Origin of the sequence: Nocardioides sp. (assembly GCF_035703625.1) — a bacterium.
Taxonomy (GTDB): domain Bacteria; phylum Actinomycetota; class Actinomycetes; order Propionibacteriales; family Nocardioidaceae; genus Nocardioides.
Genome location: NZ_DASSXS010000092.1, coordinates 1 through 21,178, shown reverse-complemented (window position 1 = coordinate 21,178; position 21,178 = coordinate 1). Strand labels below are relative to the sequence as shown.

Genomic DNA, 21,178 nt, shown 5'->3' with positions numbered 1-21,178 from the left:
TCGGAAGCGGCCCTCGAGGAGGCCCGCGCCGGACGCGCGTCTGCGTTCCGCGAGGAGACCCGCGGACAGCGGATGGACATCGCCTCCGAGGCCCAGCACCGCTTCGAGCGCACGGTGTCGTGGGGCGTGGCCGTGGGCGGTCGCGAGGAGCTGTGGACCCACGTCGCCGCCCCCGTGATGACGCGGCTGCGCCAGCCTCAGCGACTGGTGCTCGACACCCTGGTCGACGCGGGGGTCGCCCGATCCCGCGCCGATGCGCTCGCCTGGTGCGTCCGCCTCGTCGGCCAGCACGAGAGCGACTGGCTGGCCGATCTGCGAGACGCCATGGGTCGGGTGGCCGACGTGCGCGAGCAGGGGCCGGCCGCCTGATCGCCGCTGGTCACTGCATGGGACGTCACTGCACGGGACGGGCCGGTCGGCGGCGGAGCCGGCGCCACACCCGCCGCGCTCGCCGCACGGCACGCGGCGCCCCGTGGTGGAGGAGCCGCTGCTGCCGCGCGTAGGACCTCTGGGCCAGCGCCGCGACCGCCACGGCGGCCGCGTCCAGGATCTCGTCGGTCCCGGGCTCGGCTCCGTTCCCGCCGGCTGACGAGGGGCGGGCCGTCAGGTCGTCGAGGTCACCGATGACCTGGAAGCCGCCTGTGCGGATGCGCCGGACCAGGGCCTGCGTCTCGCCCTGGGCCACCTCGAGCACCGCGGCGGTCGGCTCAGCGCGGTAGCGGTTCTGGGTGGTCAGCTCGCGGGCGAGGAAGGTCTTGAGCTCGGACTGCTGGGCGGGCCCGGAGAGCCTCACCCTGTCCTGGGCGTTGGCGCGACGGATGACCTCGGTGGTGACCAGGTCCATCGACGGGTTCGCCCGAGTCGCCTCGAGTGTCTCCAGCCGTGCGGGATCGGCCCCGAGCGCCTCGCAGAAGCGCTCGAACAGCAGGGTGCGGGGGGCGTCCGGCGGCGGGACCGTGACCACGTGGACCTGCTCGACCGGCAGGGCCGCGGCCCACGTCTCGAGCGTGGACAGGGCGCGGGTCATCCTCCGCACCTGGGATGGGTCCTCGACGATCCGGTTCTGAACGTCCGCCCAGGTGGCGGGACTGCCGTTCTTGATCCCCTCCTGCCACCGCGCCGGGAGGACGGCGACCAGGTTGCGCAGGGTGAGCACCACGTGGACCTCGCGATCGGCGAGGTCGTCGAGCATGCGCCGGGCGTGCTCGACCTTGAAGAGTGAGTAGCGCTCGCACGACATCACCACGTCCCCCGGTGCGCGGAGCGCGGCGGACCGGGTGCGTTTCCACGCGCCCTGGGGAACCTCCCTCGTCCGGAGCGACTTCTTGCGCATCAGCTCGTTGGCCACGCGGTAGTGGGATGCCTGATCGCCCACGATCGTGATGTTCTGCGCGAGGAACGAGGCGCGGTTGGCGTAGAGGAGGCTCTGGAGGTAGGTCGTGCCCGTCTTGAGCGGTCCCGGGTGCAGGAACACGCGTTGGGTCACCGGCGCTCCTCTCCGCGGTGGCGCACTCTACCGTCCCGGTCGGGTCGGGGGATCGAGCGCCTGCTCCTCGTCGACCTTCTTCTTCAGCCGGCCCATGCCGGGCAGCTTGGCGAGCATCTCATTCAGCTCCCGTGACACGTCGAGCAGGTCGTGCAGGTCTGGTGCCACCGAGGTGAGCGTGTTGAGCACGGGGATCACGTCGGTCTCGAGCTTCGCCGCCAGCACCGGAAGCTGGTCGATCAACGCCACCATCGCGTCGACCTCGCGCGGGTCGGTGGTCTCGGCAAGGCGCTCGAGCGTCGGCTGCAGCCGGGTCAGGGACGGCTCCAGCCGGCCCAGCAGGTCGTCGGCCCGGGTCACCGTCGAGTCCGTCCGGGCCACCACCTCGTCCGCCGCCGCCCTGGTCGACTCGATGCGGGCGATCAGCCCGCCGGCATCCGTCAGCAGCTGCTCGGCGGTGCCGAGCAGTCCGGTCACGCGGTCGACGAGCTGGACGACGTCCCGGGGGCCGGGGATGGGCGGAAGGCGCATCTGGCCACGCTAGCCAGCGGCACCACCACTGTCGACGACGGCTGGTAGACAGGCGGGGTGACCGCGACTCCCGAGGACCGGGCCGAGACCCGGCGACTGGCCGAGGCCCATCTGCGTGCTCTCGTCGGGCCACGGGAGGGGCAGGCCGAGGCTGCCCTGCGCGAGGACCAGTGGACGGCGATCGAGGCGTTGGCCGTCGACCGGCGCCGGGCGCTGGTCGTGCAGCGCACCGGCTGGGGCAAGTCCGCGGTCTACTTCGTCGCGACTGCTCTGCTGCGGTCTGCCGGGGCCGGCCCGACGGTGATCGTGTCGCCGCTGCTGGCGCTGATGCGAAACCAGATCGCGGCCGCGGAGCGAGCCGGCATCCGGGCCGTGACCATCAACTCGACCAACATCGAGCAGTGGCAGCCCATCCACGACGCGATCGCGGCGGGTGAGGTCGACGTCCTCCTCGTCAGTCCCGAGCGCCTCAACAACCCCGGCTTCCGCGACGAGGTGCTGCCCCGGCTCGCCGCCACGTGCGGCCTGCTGGTCGTCGACGAGGCCCACTGCATCTCCGACTGGGGTCACGACTTCCGGCCCGACTACCGCCGCATCCGCACGCTGCTCGCCGACCTTCCCGACGGGATCCCGGTGCTCGCCACCACCGCGACTGCCAACGCCCGGGTGACCGCCGACGTGGCCGAGCAGCTGGGCGGCGGCGCCGGGCAGTCCGCGGCGCGGGACGGCCTCGACGGCGTGCTCGTCCTCCGAGGGTCCCTCGACCGGGAGTCACTGCGACTCGGCGTGGTCAGGCTGGCCACGGCCGAGCAGCGCCTGGCCTGGCTGGCCGACCACCTCGCCGAGCAGCCGGGGTCGGGGATCATCTACTGCCTGACGGTCGCGGCCACCCAGCAGACCGCCGACTACCTGCGCAGCCGGGGCCACGAGGTGGCGGCGTACTCCGGCCAGACCGACCCCACCGAACGGCTCGCGCTCGAGGAGGACCTGCTGGCGGGGCGGGTCAAGGCGCTGGTCGCGACCAGCGCCCTCGGGATGGGCTTCGACGCCACCCTCGGCTTCGTGGTCAACCTCGGGGCGCCGGCCTCGCCGGTGGCCTACTACCAGCAGGTCGGGCGCGCGGGGCGCGGCACCGACCAGGCGAGCGTCGTCCTGCTGCCGGCGATCGAGGACCGCGACATCTGGCACTACTTCGCCTCGCTGGCCTTCCCGCGCGAGGAGCAGGTGCGCGAGACCCTCGCCGCCCTCGCCGACGCGGGTCGACCGCTGAGCACGGCCAACCTCGAGACCCACGTCGAGCTGAGCCGCACCCGGCTCGAGACCATGCTCAAGGTGCTCGACGTCGACGGTGCCTGCCGCCGGGTCAAGGGCGGCTGGGAGGCCACGGGCCGGGAGTGGGTCTACGACGCCGAGCGCTACCAGCGGGTCGCCGCCGCGCGTGAGCGCGAGCAGCAGGCGATGCTCGACTACCTCCGCACGGACCGGTGCCGGATGTGGTTCCTCCGCGACCAGCTCGATGACCCCGAGGCGGCCGACTGCGGCCGGTGTGACAACTGCGGCGGTCTCGACCTCGGGGTCGATGTCTCCGGCGAGGCCGTGGAGGCGGCCGCGGCGCGGTTGTCGCGCCCCGGCGTCGTGGTCGAGCCGAGGAAGATGTGGCCGACCGCGCTGCCCGAGCTCGGCCTCGACCTCAAGGGCAAGATCGCCGACCCGCCGTCCGAGGGGCGCGCCGTCGCCCGGCTCACCGACCTCGGCTACGGCGGGCAGCTGCGCGACCTGTTCGCTCCGGGCGTCCCCGACGGCCCCGTCCCGGCGCCCCTGGCCCGGGCGGTGGTCGAGGTGCTGGCCGACTGGCAGCCCAAGGTCGACTCGATCGTGGTGGTCGAGTCGACGACGCGGGCGTCCCTGACCGAGGACCTCGCGGCCGGCCTGTCGCGCCATCTCGGCGTGCCGGTGATCGGACGGTTCGCGATCGCCGACGCGTCGGTGCGGCCGGGCCAGGGAGCGGTCAACTCCGCCCAGCGGGTGGCGGCGGTGAGCCGGCGGTGCGAGCTCCGGCTCCAAGGGCACGGCGAGCGGGTGCTCCTCGTCGACGACCTCGTGGTCACCGGGTGGACGCTCACCCTCGCGGCGCGTGCGCTCCGCGACGCCGGCGCGAGCGACGTGCTCCCGCTGGCCCTGGCCGTTCAGGCGTGAGTCAGGGCGCCGCCTGCAGGACCCCGTCGGGACCGGGAACCAGCAGCCCGTCCCCGACCGTCAGCGCCAGCGCCCGGTCGAACCGGCCGCGTTCCCAGTACGACGCGCCCACCAGACTGGCGAGCTGCTCGGGCAGAACGGGCCCGTTGGCCTCGACCGCACGGACCAGCTGGCCCATCTCGTGGAACACCTGGCGGTCGCGCGGGCCCTCGGTCGTGGGCTTCGGTGGTGGCATCGGCATGTCATCTGCTCCTTGTCTCAGACCGTCTGGGGGCTGGTCCGGCGCTCGTCCTCACCGGCGTCGTCCTCGGCGGTCAGCGGCCGGGCGATGCTCTCGAGCGACCGGCCCTCGGCCTTGATCCCGAGGAAGGCCGCGACGATACCGCCGGCGATCATCAGGACCGCACCGATGTAGTAGCCCAGCGCGATCGCGGAGATCCCTTCCCCGCCGTCGACGGCGAGCTGGATCAGCTTGCCGAACAGGAGGGGGCCGGCGATGCCGCCCGCGGCCGTGCCGACCGCGTAGAAGAAGGCGATGCACAGCGCCCGGGTCTCCATCGGGAACACCTCGCTGGCCGTCAGGTAGGCCGCGCTGGCGCCGGCGGAGGCGAAGAAGAAGATGATGCAGCCCATCAGGGTCAGCGTCACCGCCGTGTAGGAGTCGAGGGTGAGGCCGGTGATGCCGAGCAGGACACCGGAGATCACGTACGTGGCGGTGAGCATCCGCACCCGGCCGATGGTGTCGAAGAGCGGGCCGAGGATGATGGCACCCAGGAAGTTGCTCACCGCGAACACCGCGATGTAGTAGCCCACCTGGGTGACACCCATGAACTCGCCGAGGGTGTCTCCGTAGGTGAAGAAGAAGGCGTTGTAGAGGAACGCCTGCCCGATGAACAGCGACAGGCAGAGCACCGTCCGCCTCGGATACATGGTGAAGACGGTCTTCGCGATCAGCGGCAGGCCGATGGTCCTGCGCTGGCGGATCGTGATCGTCTCCGAGACCGCCGGCAGCTCCTTGCCCGTCTCGCCGGCGACCCGGGACTCGATGCCGCGGACGATCTCCTCGCCGTCGGTCTCCCGGCCGTGGATGAACAGCCACCGGGGGGACTCGGGCACGTTGCGACGGACCAGGAGGATGCCGACCGCCAGGATCGCGCCGAGCCCGAAGGCGAGCCGCCAGCCCCACGCCTGGTCGATGACGGTCGGGTCGAGCAGCGGGATGGTGAGCAGCGCACCACCGGCTGCGCCCACCCAGAACGAGCCGTTGATCGAGACGTCCACCCGGCCGCGGTACTTCGCGGGGATGAGCTCGTCGATGGCCGAGTTGATCGCGGCGTACTCACCCCCGATGCCGGCGCCGGTGAGGAACCGGCAGGCGAAGTACCACGTCGGGTTCATCGAGAACGCGGTGAGCACCGTGGCCACCGTGTAGACGCCGAGCGTGATCAGGAAGAGCTTCTTCCGGCCGAAGCGGTCGGTCAGCTGGCCGAAGAACAGAGCGCCGATGCACGCTCCGGCGACGTAGATGGCTCCTGCGAAGCCGACGTCGAAGCTGTCGAGCCCCAGGCCGGTCTTCGGGTCGGCGAGCGCGTCCGACATCGATCCGACGATCGTCACCTCGAGGCCGTCGAGGATCCAGACCGTCCCCAGGCCGATCACGACCAGCCAGTGCCACCGACTCCACGGCAGACGATCCAGTCGTGCCGGGATGTCGGTGGTGATGCGTCCGGTCTCCACTCCGCTTGACATGTTGCTCCTCAGTTGGTGGTGGTGGTGAGCTTGCGGGCGACCTCCAGGACGCGCTCGACCATGTGGTCGAGCGCCTCCTCCTCCGCCTCGCCGACCGGGTCGGCGTTGTCGGGTCCCGTGACGTGCCCGACGCCGTAGGGATTGCCGTCGGCGAACTTGAGGGGGTCGGTGTAGCCGGGAGCCACGATGATTCCCCCGAAGTGGTGGAGGGTGTTGTAGAGCGCGAGGAGGGTGGACTCCTGGCCGCCGTGGTCGGTCTGGCTGGACGTGAAGCCGGCGTACACCTTGTCGGCGAGCTTGCCCTCGCTCCACTGCGGCCCGAGTGAGTCGAGGAAGTGCTTCAGCTGGCTGGCCACGTTGCCGAACCGTGTCGGTGAGCCGAGCAGCACGGCGTCGGCCCAGACGATGTCGTCGGGCGTGGCCGTCGGCTCGGAGGAGGTGGCCTCGACGTGCTCGCGCCACTCGTCGACGGAGTCGATCGCGCTGTCCGGCGCGATCTCCTGCACCTGGCGCAGCCGGACCTCGGCGCCTGCCTTCTCCCCCGTGGCCGCTGCCCGTCGGGCCATGGTGTCGATGGTGCCGGTGGAGGAGTAGTAGATGACGGCCAGGTTGACGGGCGGGGTGACGGGCGGGTGGACGGGCATGGCCGCGGCGTACCCGTCGCCGTGAGCCGCAAACGTGCCCGCCTCGATCCAGTCGAGTCCGGTTGGGTTCGGTCGAGGCGCCCGGCCCTAGGCAAGCCCGGTCTAGACGAGTAACGTGGCGCGGACCGCACCGCGAGGTGCTCTTGCTGCAAAACAGTCGGCGAGGCCGCTCGATAGGTCAAGGAACCTGCGATGAGCGCAGAGCCCGATCTCCGCAGCACCGCCATGTCCAGACGCCAGCGCCGCGAGCGTACCGCTCGGGCCCTCTCCGCTCTCGCCGAGACGGCCAGCGAGCGGCGCCGCCAGGACCTGCTCGACTACGTGGTGCGGATCAACATGGGCGTCGCCAGGACGGTCGCCGGTCGGTACTTCCACCGTGGCGTCGACGATGACGACCTCGTCCAGGTCGCCTACATGGCGCTGACGAGGGCGGCCCGGGACTTCGACGCGCAGCGCCACCAGGACTTCCTCTCCTACGCCGTGCCCACCATCCGCGGGGAGCTGAAGAAGCACTTCCGCGACCAGGGCTGGATGGTGCGGCCACCGCGACGGGTGCAGGAGGCACAGGCCCGGATCACCCGGGCGGAGGGAGCGCTCTCCCAGGAGCTGGGCCGGCCGGCTCGGCCCTCCGAGATCGCCGCACACCTCGACATGTGCCTGGACGACGTCATCGAGGCACTGGCCGCCGACGGGTGCTTCTCACCGTCCTCCCTGGACCGTCCCGTCACGGTGAACGACGACGGCGGCGGGATCGCGCTGGTCGACTTCCTGGGCGAGGCCGACCAGGCCAGGCCCGCGGCTGAGGCGCGGGTCGTGCTCGGACCCGTGGTCCGCCAGCTCAAGCCGCGCGACCGCCGGATCGTCTACCTGCGCTTCTTCGAGCAGCGCTCCCAGCAGGAGATCGCCGACGAGATCGGGGTGACCCAGATGCAGGTGTCCCGGCTGCTCGCCCGGATCCTGCGAGACCTGCGCCGCGATCTGACCGCCGGCGAGAGCGTCCCGCGCGAGGTCGCCGAGGCGTCGTGAGCCGCACGGGCGGTCGGCGACCGCTCACACCGGACGCAGTACGTGGTGCCGGCGTACGTCCAGCAACCTGACCCCACCGTCGGGGCGTGCCGGCACACGCCGCATCGAGTAGACGCGGTCGGCGGGGTGGATCGACCAGTCCAGGCGTGCCAGCGACGGCACGACGGTGCGCAGCAGCGCCATGGTGATGCCTTCCCCGGGACAGCGGTGGCCGGTATCGACGCCACCCCCGCCCTGGGGGATGAAGTCGACACGCTCGGCCGCATCGGACCGGAACCGCTCCGGGTCGAACGTGGCGGCGTCGACCCAGGTGTCCGGGTCGTTGTCGGTTCCGTAGACGTCGAGGAGGACGGCGTCCCCCTTCTCCACCTCCTGCCCGTGCCAGGTGAACGGGCACCGGGAGCGCCCGGCGAGCAGAGGGACGAAGGGGCTCATCCGCCGGACCTCGTGGCTGAACTTCTCGACGGCTGTCGGGTCGCCGGTCGCGCACCGGTCCGAGAGGTCGGGGTTCGCCTCCAGCTCGAGCGCGGCGAAGGCGGCGTAGTAGGCGACGGCGACGACCGGCCGCAGCACGTTGATCAGCTCCACGGCCGCGGTGCCGGCGGGGAGGAGGTCCCCGTCGAGGTCGGTCGCATGGGCCATCACCCAGGCGGCGGTGTGCCGCTCGGGCGTGCGCCGGCCAAGACGCACGTCGGTGATCAGCCGCGTCGCCCAGGCATCGGCCCGGCGGCGGGCCTGCCTGGCCCGGAACCAGGCCGGCGAGGGCGTCGCGAAGCCGTCGATGATCAGACCGAGATCCCGGGAACGCCGGGCCATCTCGGCAGGCGAGTCGCCGGCACCCGCCCACTCCTGGGCTGCCTCGCCGAACACCGTCACCGCCGACGGCAGGACCGTGCCGGTGCCACGCAGCACCCAGCTCTCGAGCTCACGACCCCACTTCCGCGACACCCGTTGCCTCAGCTCGGCGACCAGTCCGGGCTCGGTCACCTCCAGGAAGAGCTGCTTGCGGTGCCGGTGGGCGGCGCCGTCGAGGGTGTGGACGGCACCGCGCCCGTAGATCGTGTGGGCCACCGGGTCAGGCAGGGCCGAGCGGCGCCCGACCCGCTCGGTGTCGTAGAACAGGGCCACTCCCTCCTGTCCGTGCACCACGAGCGGGCGACGGACCAGAGGGCGCAGCAGGGTGATCGGACCGGGCGTCCTCGCCCGCAGCCATCCCGAGAAGCGGTAGCCGGCCCGCACCAGGCTCGCGGTCCGGTCGTGGAGCCCCATGGCAACTCCCTTCCTGGAAGTCGCCCGTACCCCCACCCCCGCGGGGCAAACGTTCAGCCGAGCTGGGCCTCGATTGAGGTCACGAGCTCCGGGTCCTCCGGCTCGACGCCGGGGTCGAACCGGGCAATGACCGTGCCGTCGCCGCCGATCAGGAACTTCTCGAAGTTCCAGGCGATGTCGCCGGTGCGGCCGCTGCCGTCCGGGGTGTCGACCAGGGCGGTGTAGATGTCGTGCCGGTCGGGCCCGTTCACGTCGACCTTCTCGGTCATCGGGAAGGTGACGCCGTAGGTCGCCGAGCAGAACTCGGCGATCTCCTCCGACGACCCGGGCTCCTGGCCGCCGAACTGGTTGCACGGCACTCCGAGGACGCCGAACCCCCGGGCTGCGTAGGTCTCGTGGAGCCGCTCGAGGCCGGAGTACTGCGGAGTGAGTGCGCACCGGCTGGCGACATTGACCAGGAGCGTGGCCCGGGGGGCGGCCAGCTCGCCGAGGGTGGCGGAGGTTCCGTCGAGTCGGGCGATGGGGGTTTCCAACAGGCTCATGGACTGGAGAGTAGCCATGGGCGTGACCCCCGGGAAGGCTGACGTTGACCACGCGGGAGGGCAAGAGTCGAGGAGAACAATGCTTGCCCAGGGATGCCGGCCCGCACACGTGGGCGTCCGGCTCGTCACCCCGGCACCATCGACGCCCGCGTGGTGCGGATCTTCGAGCGCTGGGGCTTCGCTTGGCGGGCGCTGGTCGGTGCCGGACCCGCTGCGGTTCGAGCCGGCCGCCCTCGCGCGGTAGCCCTCAGGTGGGCAGGCCCAGCGAGCGCAGTGCCATCTCCCGCAGCAGGAGGCTCATGTCCCCGTCGGGGAGCAGGCCGCTGTGGGGGGTGGAGTTGATCAGGCCGAAGGCGGCGTGCGCCATCGCCCGGGCGCGGTCGGGCTCGAGGTCCCCGTGCACGGCCCGGAGGCGGTCGGCCCAGAGCTCGACGTACTCGCGCTGCAGCGCCCGCACCCGCTCCCGGTCCGTCTCCGGCAGCGACTCCCAGTCGCGGTCCTGGACCACGATCAGAGGGCGGTGCCGGAGCGCGAACCCGACGTGCCAGTCGACGAGGGCGTCGAGCGCGGCCTCCGGGTCGGGCGCCTCGGCGACCCGCTGCCGGCCGACTGTGAGCAGCTCCTCGCTGATCGAGACCAGCATCTCGGCGAGGACGGCGTCCTTGCCGGTGAAGTGCTTGTAGAGACCCGGACCCGAGATGCCGACGGCGGCCCCGAGGTCCGCGACGGACACCCCGTGGAAGCCGCGTGCGGCGAAGAGCTCGGCTGCGGTCTCGAGGATCTGCTGGCGTCGGCTGGCCGGCGCCCCGTCGATCGGCTCCGTGCTCACCGATCAAGGTTAGCGTCCGTTAACGTCGCGGGCCGGTCCTTCGGCGCCTCAGGCCAGCGAGAGGAAGAGCTTCTCCATCTTCTTGACGTCGACGGCGTCGATGCCCTCGCCGCGGGTGATGCACTCCTGCAGGCCGCTGGCGACGATCGCGAAGCCGGCCCGGTCGAGCGCGCGTGAGACCGCCGCGAGCTGGGTGACGACGTCCTCGCAGTCGCGGCCCTCCTCCAGCATCCGCAGCACGCCGCCGAGCTGTCCCTGGGCACGCCGGATCCGGTTGATCACCGGCTTCATGTCCTGCGGGTCGAGCTCCATCTCAACGCTCCTCGGAGTGGGCGAGCGTGGCCGAGACGTCGAGGTCCCGCAGCCTCTCGATGACCTGCTCCAGCGCCGGGGCCGGCAGCGCACCGGCCTGCGCGAAGACCAGGACCCCGTCCTTGAACGCCATCAGCGAGGGGATGGAGGTGATCTTGGCGGCGGCGGCCAGCGCCCGCTCGGTCTCGGTGTCGACCGAGCCGAAGACGATGTCGTCGTGGGCCTCCGACGCGGCTTCGTAGATGGGCGCGAACTGCCGGCAGGGTCCGCACCAGGCGGCCCAGAAGTCGACCAGGACCATCTGGTTCGTGGTGATCGTGTCGTTGAAGTTCTCGGCTGTCAGGGTGATTGCTGTCATGTGTCTCCTCCCGACCTGAACTATACCCATAGGGGTATGAGAAAGTAGACCCGTGAACCGCATCGAGGTACTGACCGTCGACACGCCGTCGCTCGGCGACCGGAGCTACGTCGTCCACGACGGCAGGGTCGCGTTCGTGGTCGACCCGCAGCGTGACATCGACCGGGTGCTCGACCTGCTCGAGCGGCACGGCGTCGAGGCGACCGACGTCTTCGAGACCCACGTCCACAACGACTACCTGACCGGAGGCCTCGCGCTCGCCGAGGCCACGGGCGCGTCGTACCACGTGAACGCGGACGACGACGTCGCCTTCGACCGGTCCCCGATCCGTGACGGGGAGGTCGTCGAGATCGGTGACCGCATGCGGGTCACGGCACTGGCCACGCCCGGCCACACGTTCACGCATCTGAGCTACGTCCTCACCGACACCGGGGACGGGTCCACGATCGCGGTGTTCTCCGGGGGCTCGCTGCTGTACGGCGCCACGGGCCGGCCCGACCTGCTCGGCCCGGAGCACACCGCCGAGCTCGCCCGCCTCCAGCACGGGTCGGCCCACAAGCTGGCGGGCCTGCTCCCCGATGACGCCGGGGTCTACCCGACCCACGGCTTCGGGTCGTTCTGCTCGGCGACGCAGTCGGATGCCGAGGAGTCCACCATCGGCCGGGAGCGCGAGGTGAACGCCGTGCTCCGCCAGGACGAGGAGAGCTGGGTGCAGGAGATCGTCGACGGCCTCGGCGCCTACCCTGCCTACTACGCCCACATGGGCCCGGGCAACGCGGCCGGACCCGGGGCTCCCGACCTGAGCCCGCCCTCGACCGCCGACGCCGGCGAGCTCCGCCGCCGCATCGCGGCCGGCGAGTGGGTCGTCGACCTGCGCAACCGGACCGTCTTCGCCGCCGGGCACGCACCCGGGACGCTGAACTTCGGGCTCGACGGCTCCTTCGCCACCTACCTCGGCTGGCTGGTCGCGTGGGGCACCCCGATCACGCTGCTCGGGGAGACCGCCGCCGACGTCGCCGAGGCGCAGCGTGAGCTCGTCCGGATCGGGATCGATCGTCCGGCCGCGCACGCGACCGGCGGACCGGAGCGGTGGACCGACGAGCAGCTGCGCAGCTTTCCGACCGCCACCTTCGCGGACCTGGCCGAGGTCCGGCACCACCGGGAGGTGGTGATCCTCGACGTGCGCCGTGACGACGAGCATGCCGAGTCCCGTGTCGTCGGGGCCGTCAACATCCCCCTCCAGGAGCTGCCCACCCGGCTCGCCGACGTGCCGTCCGGCGAGGTGTGGGTCCACTGCGCGAGCGGGTACCGCGCGTCGGTGGCGGCCTCGTTCCTCGACGCGGCCGGTCGCCGTCCGGTGGCGGTCGACGACTCCTTCGACAGCGCCCGCCCGGCGGGGCTTCCCCTGGAGCCGCAGCGCTGAGGTCGGGACCCGCCCACGGCGGTGGACGCGATGGTTAACGATCGCTAACCTCTACCTGTGACCCAGGACCTGACCGCGGACATGGCAGCGGGCGGGACGAGCGCGGGGGCGGGCGGGCTGAGGGAGCTCGTCGACGAGCTCCGCGATCGGCTCTCGCTCGTCCGCCAGGGCGGCTCCGAGAGCGCTCGCGCCAAGCACACCGACCGTGGCAAGCTGCTGGTCCGCGACCGGATCGACCGGCTCCTCGACCCCGGCAGCCCCTTCCTCGAGCTGAGCCCCCTGGCCGCGACCGGGATGTACGGGACCGGGCCCGACGACACCAACGCCGTCCCCTCGGCCGGGATCGTCACCGGCATCGGCCGGATCAGCGGCCGGGAGTGCGTGGTGGTCGGCAACGACGCGACGGTCAAGGGCGGCACGTACTACCCGATCACGGTCAAGAAGCACCTCCGCGCCCAGGCCGTCGCCGGCGACAACCGGCTGCCCTGCGTCTACCTCGTCGACTCCGGCGGCGCCTTCCTGCCGATGCAGGACGAGGTGTTCCCCGACCGCGAGCACTTCGGACGCATCTTCTTCAACCAGGCCAACCTGTCGGGGCGCGGCATCCCGCAGATCGCCAGCGTCATGGGCTCCTGCACGGCCGGTGGTGCCTACGTCCCGGCGATGTCGGACGAGACGGTCATCGTCAAGGACCAGGGCACGATCTTCCTCGGCGGGCCGCCGCTGGTGAAGGCCGCGACCGGGGAGGTCGTCACGGCCGAGGACCTCGGCGGCGGCGACGTCCACGCCAGGACCTCCGGGGTCGTGGACCATCTCGCCGAGGACGACGCCCACGCGCTGGCCATCGTGCGGTCGATCGTCGACACGCTCGAGCGCCCCTCCGCGGCGTCGATCCCGGTCCACGACGTCGAGGATCCGCACGAGGACCCCCACACGCTCTACGACGTGGTCCCCGCCGACACCAGGACGCCGTACGACGTGCGGGAGGTGATCCGCCGGATCGTCGACGGCAGCCGCATGCACGAGTTCAAGCAGCTCTACGGAGAGACCCTGGTCTGCGGCTTCGCCAGGATCTGGGGCCACCCGGTCGGGATCGTCGCCAACAACGGGATCCTGTTCAGCGAGTCGGCCCTCAAGGGCGCGCACTTCATCGAGCTGTGCAACCAGCGCGGCATCCCGTTGGTGTTCCTGCAGAACATCACCGGATTCATGGTCGGCCGCGAGTACGAGAACCGCGGCATCGCCCGCGACGGCGCCAAGCTCGTGACCGCGGTCGCCTGCTCGGTCGTCCCCAAGTTCACCGTCGTCATCGGTGGCTCCTTCGGCGCCGGCAACTACGGGATGTGCGGCCGGGCCTACGACCCCCGCTTCCTCTGGATGTGGCCGAACGCGCGGATCTCGGTGATGGGCGGGGAGCAGGCGGCGTCGGTGCTGGCCACCGTCCGCCGCGACGGCATCGAGGCCAGGGGCGAGAGCTGGAGCGCGGAGGACGAGGAGTCGTTCAAGGCGCCGATCCGCGACCAGTACGAGCACCAGGGGTCGCCGTACTACTCGACGGCGAGGCTCTGGGACGACGGGATCATCGATCCCGCCGAGACCCGGCGGGTGCTCGGCATGGGCCTCGCGGCCGCGGCCAACGCCCCGATCCCCGAACCCTCCTACGGCATCTTCAGGATGTAGGCACGCCCATGATCCACACCCTCCTGATCGCCAACCGCGGCGAGATCGCGCTCCGCGTGATCCGCACCTGCCGCGCCCTCGGCGTGCGCAGCATCGCCATCTTCACCGAGCTCGACCGGCAGGCGCCGCACGTGCGCGAGGCCGACGACGCGCTGCACGTCACGAGCTACCTCGACATCGAGGCCGTCGTCACCGCTGCTCGGGAGGGTGGCGCTGACGCGATCCACCCGGGTTACGGATTCCTGTCCGAGCGAGCCGGGTTCGCCCGCGCCGTCGAGGCTGCCGGGCTGATCCTGGTCGGCCCGTCCGCGGACGTGATGGACCAGATGGGGCGCAAGGACGCCGCTCGCGAGATCGCGATCGCGGCCGGGGTGCCCGTCGTGCCGCAGGGCGACGACGCGTCGTACCCCGTGCTGGTCAAGGCCGCGGCCGGCGGTGGCGGCAAGGGCATGCGGATCGTGCGCAGCGCCGACGCCCATGCCGATGCCGTGGCGGCCGCGAAGCGCGAGGCGCAGGCGGCATTCGGCGACGACACCATGCTGGTCGAGAAGTACGTCGAGCACGGACGGCACATCGAGGTCCAGGTCCTGGCCGACGCCCACGGCAACGTCGTGCACCTCTACGAGCGTGACTGCTCCACGCAGCGCCGGCACCAGAAGGTGCTGGAGGAGGCGCCGGCGCCGACGATCAGCGAGGAGCAGCGCAAGCTCGTCACCGACGCGGCCGTCGCCCTGGCTGCACACGTGGGCTACCAGAACGCCGGCACCGTCGAGTTCCTCCTCGACACCGAGCCCGCCCCCGGTGACAGCGGTGTCTACTTCCTGGAGATGAACACCCGGCTCCAGGTCGAGCACCCGGTCACCGAGCTCGCCGTTCAGGTCCGGGGGCGGCCCGTGGACCTGGTCGAGCTCCAGCTGCGGGTCGCGGCCGGCGAGGAGCTGCCGTTCACCCAGGACGACGTCGCCCTCTCCGCGCACGCGATCGAGGCCCGGGTCTACGCCGAGGACCCGTTCCACGGCTTCCTGCCCCAGGCGGGGCGGGCGGTCCTGGTCCGCTGGCCGCCGCGGGCGCGCGTCGACGCCGCGCTCGAGAGCGGTCAGGAGGTCAGTACGGCCTACGACCCGATGCTCGGCAAGGTGATCGTGCACGGACCCGACCGGGAGGCCGCGCGCCGGGCGCTCGTCGCCGCCCTCGACGACACCGCGATCCTCGGACTGACCACGAACGTGGGGTTCCTGCGGATCCTGGCCGCCGGCGACGAGTTCCGGGACGCGACCATCGACACCGCCTGGCTGGACCACGCCGAGGTCACCGAGCCGGACGCCGCCCTGGCCCGCGTGTACGCCGCCTGGACCTCGGTGGCCGTGCTGACGATGACCAGCGGCGACCCGCACCCGTTCTCCCCGGACGGGTTCCGCACCGGCGCCGACCCGGCAGCGGTCCTGGTCGAGCTCGACCGGCCGGTCCGGGTCGACCGCGGTGCGGGGCGGGTGGACGACGGTGAGCGGGTGTGGCAGGTCGAGGAGCACCTGGCGGCCGACCACACCGTCGTCCTCACCGTCGACGGAAGCCGGTGCCGAGCCGTGGCCAACGTGACCGCCCACGCGGTCGAGGTGGTGTTGCACGGCCACCGGCACGTCTTCGAGCGCCCAGACGTCTTCGCCGACCACGGCCCCGCGGCCGGAGACGGCTCCATCAGTGCACCGATGCCCGGCACCGTGCTCGACGTCCGGGTCGAGCCCGGTCAGCCGGTCGCCGAGGGCGATGTGCTCGGGACCATGGAGGCGATGAAGATGGAGCTCTCCCTGACCGCGCCGTTCGCCGGAACAGTCACCGCCGTCGACGCGAGCGCGGGCGAGCAGGTCGCCCTCGGCGCCAGGTTGTTCCTGGTCGAGGGACCGGAGGTCGAGTGATGCGGACCCCCAGCGTCGTCCCCGCTCCGGGGCTCCCCGGGCGGGTGACGGTCTACGAGGTCGGCCCCCGCGACGGCCTCCAGAACGAGCAGGCCCTGGTGCCGACCGAGGTCAAGGCCGAGTTCATCACTCGCCTGGTGGCGGCCGGACTGCCGGTCGTCGAGGCCACCAGCTTCGTCCACCCCAAGTGGGTTCCCCAGCTCGCCGACGCCGGCGAGCTGATGGAGCTGCTCGGCGAAGGCGGCCGCGAGCTGCCGGTCCTGGTCCCCAACGAGCGGGGGCTGGACCGCGCCCTCGAGCTCGGTTGCCGCCACATCGCGATCTTCGGCAGCGCCACCGAGACCTTCGCCCGCAAGAACCTCAACCGCAGCCTCGACGAGCAGTTCGCGATGTTCGAGCCGACCGTGGCCCGGGCGCGGGCCGCCGGGCTCGACGTCCGTGCCTACGTCTCCATGTGCTTCGGCGACCCGTGGGAGGGTGCCGTCCCGGTCGAGCAGGTGGTCGGCGTGGGCAAGCGCCTCTTCGACCTCGGGGCGAGCCAGCTCAGCCTCGGCGACACCATCGGCGTCGGGACGGCCGGTCACGTCAGGCAGCTGGTCCGGGCCTTCGTGGACGCGGGGATGGCGCTCGACCAGCTGGCCATGCACTTCCACGACACCTACGGCCAGGCCCTGGCCAACGCCCACGCGGCCCTCGAGGAGGGCATCACCACCTTCGACTCCAGCGCCGGCGGGCTCGGCGGCTGCCCCTACGCCCGGAGCGCCACCGGAAACCTCGCCACCGAGGACCTGGTGTGGATGCTGGACGGCCTGGGCATCGAGACCGGCGTGGACCTGGACCAGGTGGCCGCGACCAGCCTCTGGATGGCGGGTCACCTGGGACGGCCCAGTCCGTCCGCCGTCGTGCGGGCGCTTGCCGGGGGTACGGCACAATCGCCCCCATGAGTCCCACCCGCCGAAGCCACCCGCTTCACTCATGCTTGGCACCCCACGAGAACGCTCGCTTCGCTCGCGTTCCCGCGGGGACCCCGAAAGGGCTTCGCGGGGACCCGGAATGAGTCGGCGCGTCTACCTGCACATCGGTGCCCCCAAGACGGGGACGACGTACCTCCAGGACCGGCTGGCGCTCAACGCGTCGAGCCTCGCCGACCACGGGATCCACTTCCCCAGTCGCTCACCCATGGTGAGCCCGGGGCTGTTCCACTTCCGCGCAGCCCTGGACCTGCTCGGTCAGGACTGGGGCGGCGAGCCCGGGCACGCCGTCGGCAACTGGCCGGCCCTGATGAAGCGGGTCCGCCGCAGGTCGGGCACCGTCATCATCAGCCACGAGATCCTGGCCCCCGCGCACGCCGAGACCGTCGCCCGCGCGATGGCCGACCTCAGGGGCAGCGAGGTCCACATCGTGTACTCCGCCCGGGACCTCGGCCGGGCCATCCCCGCGGCCTGGCAGGAGAGCATCAAGCAGGGCCGTCGCTGGCGGTATCGCAAGTTCCTCAGCAGCACCCGGCACGGCAAGCCCTGGTTCTTCCGCGCGTTCGACCTGCCCTCGGTGCTGGCCACGTGGGGAGCCGGGCTTCCGCCCGAGCGCATCCACGTCGTGACCGTGCCGCACCGTCCCGACCCGGGGCCCGGCGCCGCCGCGGGGCCCGACCCGGGTGCCGGACCCGTGGAGGCGACCCCCGGCGACCCGCTGTGGCTGCGCTTCTGTGAGGTGTTCGGCATCGACCCGGCATGGGCCCCCCGGGACAGCGACAAGACCAACCAGTCGCTGGGAGTGGCGGAGACCCAGCTGATCCGCCAGCTCAACCGCCGGCTCGGCCGGGCGACCCGCCGCGAGGCGTCGTTCGACGCGCTGATCCGGGAGATGCTCGCCCAGGACAAGCTGATGGCCAGGAGGTCCGCCCCGGTCCGGCTGCCCCCCAGGCTCTACGACTGGGCCGACCAGATGTCCGAGCGGTGGATCGACTACCTGCGGCAGAGCGGGGTCGACGTCGTGGGCGACTACCAGGACCTGCGACCCGTTCGACCCCCCGAGGGGACCCCCTGGCACGATCCCGACAGGGTGCCGGCGCGCCAGCGGCTGCAGGTCTCCCTCGAGGCGCTCACCGCCATGACCCGGGAGGCGGCAGCCCGGCCGGATCCCGACCAGAGCCTGCGCCACCGGGTGCGTCAGCGCGCGGCCCGGCTGCGCGGCCAGTGACGGGTCGGAGATGACGGATCCGCGTGCCTGGGCGTGGGTGGAGCACCTGCGTCAGGGCGGTACGACGCCCTGGTCCGAATGGGCCGGGAGGGTCGAGCCGGCCGGAGCCGTCGTCCCCGGGGCGCAGCAGCTCGAGCTCCTGCGGCGCCTGAACCAGAGTGGGGACCCCCAGCCATCGCTCGTGGAACGCGTCCTCGCGGCCAGCGCCCCGGGGCGTGGCCAGCCGGACCTGGAGCTGGTGGGCGCCGGGCGGGAGTCGCCGTTCGGTCCGCGACCCGTCGACCCTGCCACCCTCCCGGAGGCGGAGCTGGTGCGGGTGGCCGCCAGCATCCTCGCCGAGGACGTCGTCGCCGCCGGGCTGCCCGCGCCGCCCAGGGTCCGCCGGCCACGGCCCTGGCGCCGCGCGTACCGGCTGCACGGCGACCCCGAGCTGGTCGCCCCGGTCCGCGACGACCTCGTCGCGCGAGGCCGTCCGCCCGGCGGCCGGTCACCGGACCACCTGATCCTGGCGACCGACCTGAGCCAGATGCTGGTCCACCTGTGGACCATCCGGGGGTTCGACGCCGGGGTCCCCGGGTGGCGGACCTGGCTGCGCAGGATGGAGGAGCACGGGACCCTGCCGACCCGGATCGATCCGCTTCGCGTAGCCCGCAGGCGCACGGGGCGTTCGGCGCCCGACCGGATCCACGTCGTCCTCGACCCGGACGCGCTGCCGCGCCTGGTCGGCGTACGGCGGGCGCCCCGGCCGGCTCCCGGGCTGGCCGCCGAGGCGCGGGAGCTCGGGCGCAGGATCGGCGCCGTGGTCGGCGTCCTGGTGCCGGCCGACCGGCGCAAGGCGCTCATGCGTCGGAGGCTCTGGCCCTGGCTGGCCGAGCACCCCGGCAGCCCGCTGGTCGTCCCGGACGCGCTCGACGGCTGGCTGGGGGATCACGCCGGGCGCATCGCCGAGGGTCTGAGCCGGGCTGGCTACGCTGTCCACGGCAACCCCGAGGGCCTGGCGCTGCGCCGACCGGGAGTCGACGCCCCGCATCCGGCAGCGACGCTGACGCTGGCGATGCGGATGATGCTGGCCGGCGGCAGCAACGCGAACCCGACTGAGGAGGAATGAGCACCCCATGACCAAGCGGGTCCTCCTGCACGTCGGCACCCCCAAGACCGGCACGTCGTACCTCCAGGACGTGTTGTTCCGCAACCAGCAGGCACTCGAGGACGCCGGGATCCTGTATCCCGCCGACCGTTTCGACGCGCACTTCCTGGCCGCGCTCGACCTGATGGTGCTCCCGTGGGGCGGGCTGGAGGCCGAGGCCCACGGCGCCTGGGACCGGATGGCGGACGAGGTCCGGCAGTGGCACGGCACCACGATCATCAGCCACGAGATCCTGGCCACCGCCTCGAGGGTGCAGGCCGCGCGGGCGATGTCGTCGCTGGGTCACCCGGACACCGAGGTGCACCTCGTGCTGTCGGTGCGCGACCTGGTGCGCCAGATCCCGGCCGAGTGGCAGGAGAACATCAAGCACCGCCGTGGCTTCAGCTTCCAGGAGTTCCTGGCGACCATCCAGGACCCGCACCGGGAAGGCCCGGTCGCGACGTGGTTCTGGGGGGTGCAGGAGATCCCCGACATCCTGAACCGGTGGGCGGCCGACCTGCCGCCCGAGCGGGTCCACCTGGTGACGGTGCCGTCGCCCGGTGGGCCGCCCAACCTGCTCTGGGAGCGTTTCTGCGAGGCCCTGGGGCTCACCGGCCTGGAGCTCGACCGCGGGGGCGAGCGGACCAACCCGTCCCTCGGCGCCCCGGAGACCGCGCTGGTGCGACGCATCAACCTCAAGGCCAACCGCGTGGTCCCACCCGGTCGCTACCGGCCGCTGGTGAGGGAGCTGCTCGCCCACCAGACGCTGTCCCGGAGGACCGGGTCGCCGCGGCTGACCCTCCCGCCCGACGTCCACCCCTGGGCGCAGGAGCTGGCCGGAGCCTGGATCGACGAGATCAAGTCGCGCGGCTACCACGTGATCGGTGACCTCGGTGACCTCGTCGGTCCCCCGGCAGCGCAGCCCTACACCGACCCCGACCACCCCGCGGAGGCCGAGGTGGCCGACGCGGCGGTGGACGCGATCCGGGCGCTCCTGGTCGAGAACGGCCGGCTCCTCGGCGTCGAGGAGCACCTCAACGCGCAGCTGGCGGAGACACGTCAGGAGCTGGAGCGAGCCCACTTCCGCCCGACGTACCGGGCCCGGAAGAAGATCGTGCGGGGGCTCGAGTCGAGCCGCTTCGGTCGCGGGATTCTCAAGCTCTACCGCTTCGGGCGCGGCAACAGCTCGCGGTCGGCGTAACGGCCGACCTGCCAGGTCCCGAACCCGTCGGCTCCCATGCCGATGACGCCGCCCACCACCGGGATCCGGCGGCCGACGGTCACCGCGAGCCGCTTGCCCGCGACCCTGGCGATCATGTCGGCGGCCACCTCGGAGGAGATGATCCGGTCGAGGGCGGGGTCGTGGGCCGGAGCCGTCGCCAGAGCCATCGGGGGCGCCGGCAGCTTCTTCCGCTTCACCATCTTGTTGACGGTGTCCTCGCCGAGCATGCAGACCAGGATTGCGTTGCGGACCCGCGGGTCGTCGAGGTCGTAGCCGCGCAGGTGCGCGATCCCGGCGACCATCCGGGCCTTGACCAGGGTCAGGCCGGCGATGTTGGTGGGGATCAGGATCGAGGCGGTGACCAGCCCGCCGAGGTTGGTGAGGAATCCCTGAGCACCGGCGTACCGGACGTGGTTCTCGATCACCTCGTGGATGCCGCGCTCGACGTTGCCGTGCTGCTCGCGGAGCTGCGTCTCGGCAGCCTTCGCCGCCGGCGGCAGTGGACCGACACCGTGGATGGCGCGGTGGAGGGACTCGCGGACGAACGTGGACGTGAGGTCGGGTGCGATCTCGGTGACGCGCGGAGCCAGTCGCCGTCCGATGTTGCCCATCATGCTCATGGCCCGATCCTACGGAGGGGGTCGCTACGGTCGTCGCGTGCCAGTCGAACCCG

21 protein-coding genes are annotated in these 21,178 nt (G+C 72.1%); 10 read left to right on the top strand and 11 right to left on the bottom strand.

Features of this window, described 5'->3' with window-relative positions:
• The coding region (locus VFN12_RS04775; RefSeq protein WP_325117457.1) for a hypothetical protein at positions 1 to 369 on the top strand (369 nt) is incomplete at its 5' end.
• Positions 370 to 394: 25 nt separating this feature from the next.
• Here the strand turns inward: VFN12_RS04775 and VFN12_RS04770 are convergent.
• Both VFN12_RS04770 and VFN12_RS04765 read right to left on the bottom strand, forming a co-directional pair.
• Positions 395 to 1,486: a hypothetical protein gene (locus VFN12_RS04770; protein ID WP_325117455.1), complete on the bottom strand. Its 1,092-nt coding sequence runs from the start codon at positions 1,484 to 1,486 to the stop codon at positions 395 to 397.
• A 27-nt stretch (positions 1,487 to 1,513) separates the two neighbouring features.
• The gene (locus tag VFN12_RS04765) at positions 1,514 to 2,017 is read right to left on the bottom strand and encodes a hypothetical protein (protein ID WP_325117453.1); all 504 of its coding nucleotides are present in this window, start codon (positions 2,015 to 2,017) and stop codon (positions 1,514 to 1,516) included.
• A gap of 57 nt (positions 2,018 to 2,074) precedes the next feature.
• Between VFN12_RS04765 and VFN12_RS04760 the strand changes: the two genes are divergently transcribed.
• Complete coding sequence (locus tag VFN12_RS04760) at positions 2,075 to 4,213, top strand: RecQ family ATP-dependent DNA helicase (protein ID WP_325117452.1); 2,139 nt, start codon at positions 2,075 to 2,077, stop codon at positions 4,211 to 4,213.
• Position 4,214: 1 nt separating this feature from the next.
• Here VFN12_RS04760 and VFN12_RS04755 read toward each other — a convergent pair whose 3' ends face one another.
• From VFN12_RS04755 to wrbA, 3 genes are read right to left on the bottom strand one after another with little or no spacing between them, the layout of a single operon-like run.
• Positions 4,215 to 4,454, bottom strand: a complete 240-nt coding sequence (locus tag VFN12_RS04755) for a hypothetical protein (protein ID WP_325117451.1) — start codon at positions 4,452 to 4,454, stop codon at positions 4,215 to 4,217.
• 17 nt (positions 4,455 to 4,471) lie between these two features.
• Positions 4,472 to 5,962, bottom strand: coding sequence for an MFS transporter (locus VFN12_RS04750; RefSeq protein ID WP_325117450.1), 1,491 nt, complete (start codon positions 5,960 to 5,962; stop codon positions 4,472 to 4,474).
• Between the two features lie 8 nt (positions 5,963 to 5,970).
• Positions 5,971 to 6,606 (bottom strand): NAD(P)H:quinone oxidoreductase, encoded by a 636-nt coding sequence (gene wrbA / locus VFN12_RS04745; RefSeq protein ID WP_325117449.1) that lies wholly within the window; start codon positions 6,604 to 6,606, stop codon positions 5,971 to 5,973.
• Between the two features lie 192 nt (positions 6,607 to 6,798).
• Here wrbA and VFN12_RS04740 point away from each other — a divergent pair, with 192 nt between their 5' ends.
• Positions 6,799 to 7,632, top strand: a complete 834-nt coding sequence (locus tag VFN12_RS04740) for a sigma-70 family RNA polymerase sigma factor (protein WP_325117448.1) — start codon at positions 6,799 to 6,801, stop codon at positions 7,630 to 7,632.
• A gap of 24 nt (positions 7,633 to 7,656) precedes the next feature.
• Here VFN12_RS04740 and VFN12_RS04735 read toward each other — a convergent pair whose 3' ends face one another.
• From VFN12_RS04735 to trxA, 5 genes are all read right to left on the bottom strand, one after another.
• The gene (locus VFN12_RS04735; protein WP_325117447.1) at positions 7,657 to 8,901 is read right to left on the bottom strand and encodes a cytochrome P450; all 1,245 of its coding nucleotides are present in this window, start codon (positions 8,899 to 8,901) and stop codon (positions 7,657 to 7,659) included.
• 53 nt (positions 8,902 to 8,954) lie between these two features.
• Positions 8,955 to 9,443, bottom strand: a complete 489-nt coding sequence (locus VFN12_RS04730; RefSeq protein WP_325117446.1) for a glutathione peroxidase — start codon at positions 9,441 to 9,443, stop codon at positions 8,955 to 8,957.
• Positions 9,444 to 9,690: 247 nt separating this feature from the next.
• Entirely contained in the window at positions 9,691 to 10,272 is a 582-nt protein-coding gene (locus tag VFN12_RS04725) for a TetR/AcrR family transcriptional regulator (RefSeq protein ID WP_325117445.1), read from the bottom strand.
• A 48-nt stretch (positions 10,273 to 10,320) separates the two neighbouring features.
• Positions 10,321 to 10,584 carry a metal-sensitive transcriptional regulator gene (locus tag VFN12_RS04720; protein ID WP_325117444.1) on the bottom strand — a complete coding sequence of 88 codons (264 nt, stop codon included), beginning with the start codon at positions 10,582 to 10,584 and terminating at the stop codon, positions 10,321 to 10,323.
• 1 nt (position 10,585) lies between these two features.
• Positions 10,586 to 10,942 (bottom strand): thioredoxin, encoded by a 357-nt coding sequence (gene trxA / locus VFN12_RS04715; protein ID WP_325117443.1) that lies wholly within the window; start codon positions 10,940 to 10,942, stop codon positions 10,586 to 10,588.
• Between the two features lie 52 nt (positions 10,943 to 10,994).
• Between trxA and VFN12_RS04710 the strand changes: the two genes are divergently transcribed.
• The 7 genes from VFN12_RS04710 to VFN12_RS04680 all read left to right on the top strand — a co-directional run bounded on the left by VFN12_RS04710 (position 10,995) and on the right by VFN12_RS04680 (position 20,484).
• Positions 10,995 to 12,365 (top strand): MBL fold metallo-hydrolase, encoded by a 1,371-nt coding sequence (locus VFN12_RS04710; RefSeq protein ID WP_325117442.1) that lies wholly within the window; start codon positions 10,995 to 10,997, stop codon positions 12,363 to 12,365.
• A gap of 81 nt (positions 12,366 to 12,446) precedes the next feature.
• Positions 12,447 to 14,045, top strand: a complete 1,599-nt coding sequence (locus VFN12_RS04705; protein WP_325117458.1) for a carboxyl transferase domain-containing protein — start codon at positions 12,447 to 12,449, stop codon at positions 14,043 to 14,045.
• 8 nt (positions 14,046 to 14,053) lie between these two features.
• The gene (locus VFN12_RS04700; RefSeq protein WP_325117441.1) at positions 14,054 to 15,958 is read left to right on the top strand and encodes an acetyl/propionyl/methylcrotonyl-CoA carboxylase subunit alpha; all 1,905 of its coding nucleotides are present in this window, start codon (positions 14,054 to 14,056) and stop codon (positions 15,956 to 15,958) included.
• On the top strand, positions 15,958 to 16,902 hold the full coding sequence (locus VFN12_RS04695) for a hydroxymethylglutaryl-CoA lyase (RefSeq protein WP_325117440.1): 945 nt from the start codon (positions 15,958 to 15,960) through the stop codon (positions 16,900 to 16,902). Before VFN12_RS04700 ends, VFN12_RS04695 begins: the two co-directional genes overlap by 1 nt.
• Positions 16,903 to 17,011: 109 nt before the next feature.
• Complete coding sequence (locus tag VFN12_RS04690; RefSeq protein ID WP_325117439.1) at positions 17,012 to 18,157, top strand: hypothetical protein; 1,146 nt, start codon at positions 17,012 to 17,014, stop codon at positions 18,155 to 18,157.
• Between the two features lie 10 nt (positions 18,158 to 18,167).
• Positions 18,168 to 19,265, top strand: a complete 1,098-nt coding sequence (locus VFN12_RS04685; RefSeq protein ID WP_325117438.1) for a hypothetical protein — start codon at positions 18,168 to 18,170, stop codon at positions 19,263 to 19,265.
• 7 nt (positions 19,266 to 19,272) lie between these two features.
• Positions 19,273 to 20,484 carry a hypothetical protein gene (locus tag VFN12_RS04680; protein WP_325117437.1) on the top strand — a complete coding sequence of 404 codons (1,212 nt, stop codon included), beginning with the start codon at positions 19,273 to 19,275 and terminating at the stop codon, positions 20,482 to 20,484.
• On the opposite strand, the gene VFN12_RS04675 is transcribed toward VFN12_RS04680, so the two are convergent.
• Complete coding sequence (locus tag VFN12_RS04675) at positions 20,445 to 21,125, bottom strand: EcsC family protein (RefSeq protein ID WP_325117436.1); 681 nt, start codon at positions 21,123 to 21,125, stop codon at positions 20,445 to 20,447. The genes VFN12_RS04680 and VFN12_RS04675 overlap by 40 nt on opposite strands.
• Positions 21,126 to 21,178: the final 53 nt, after the last annotated feature.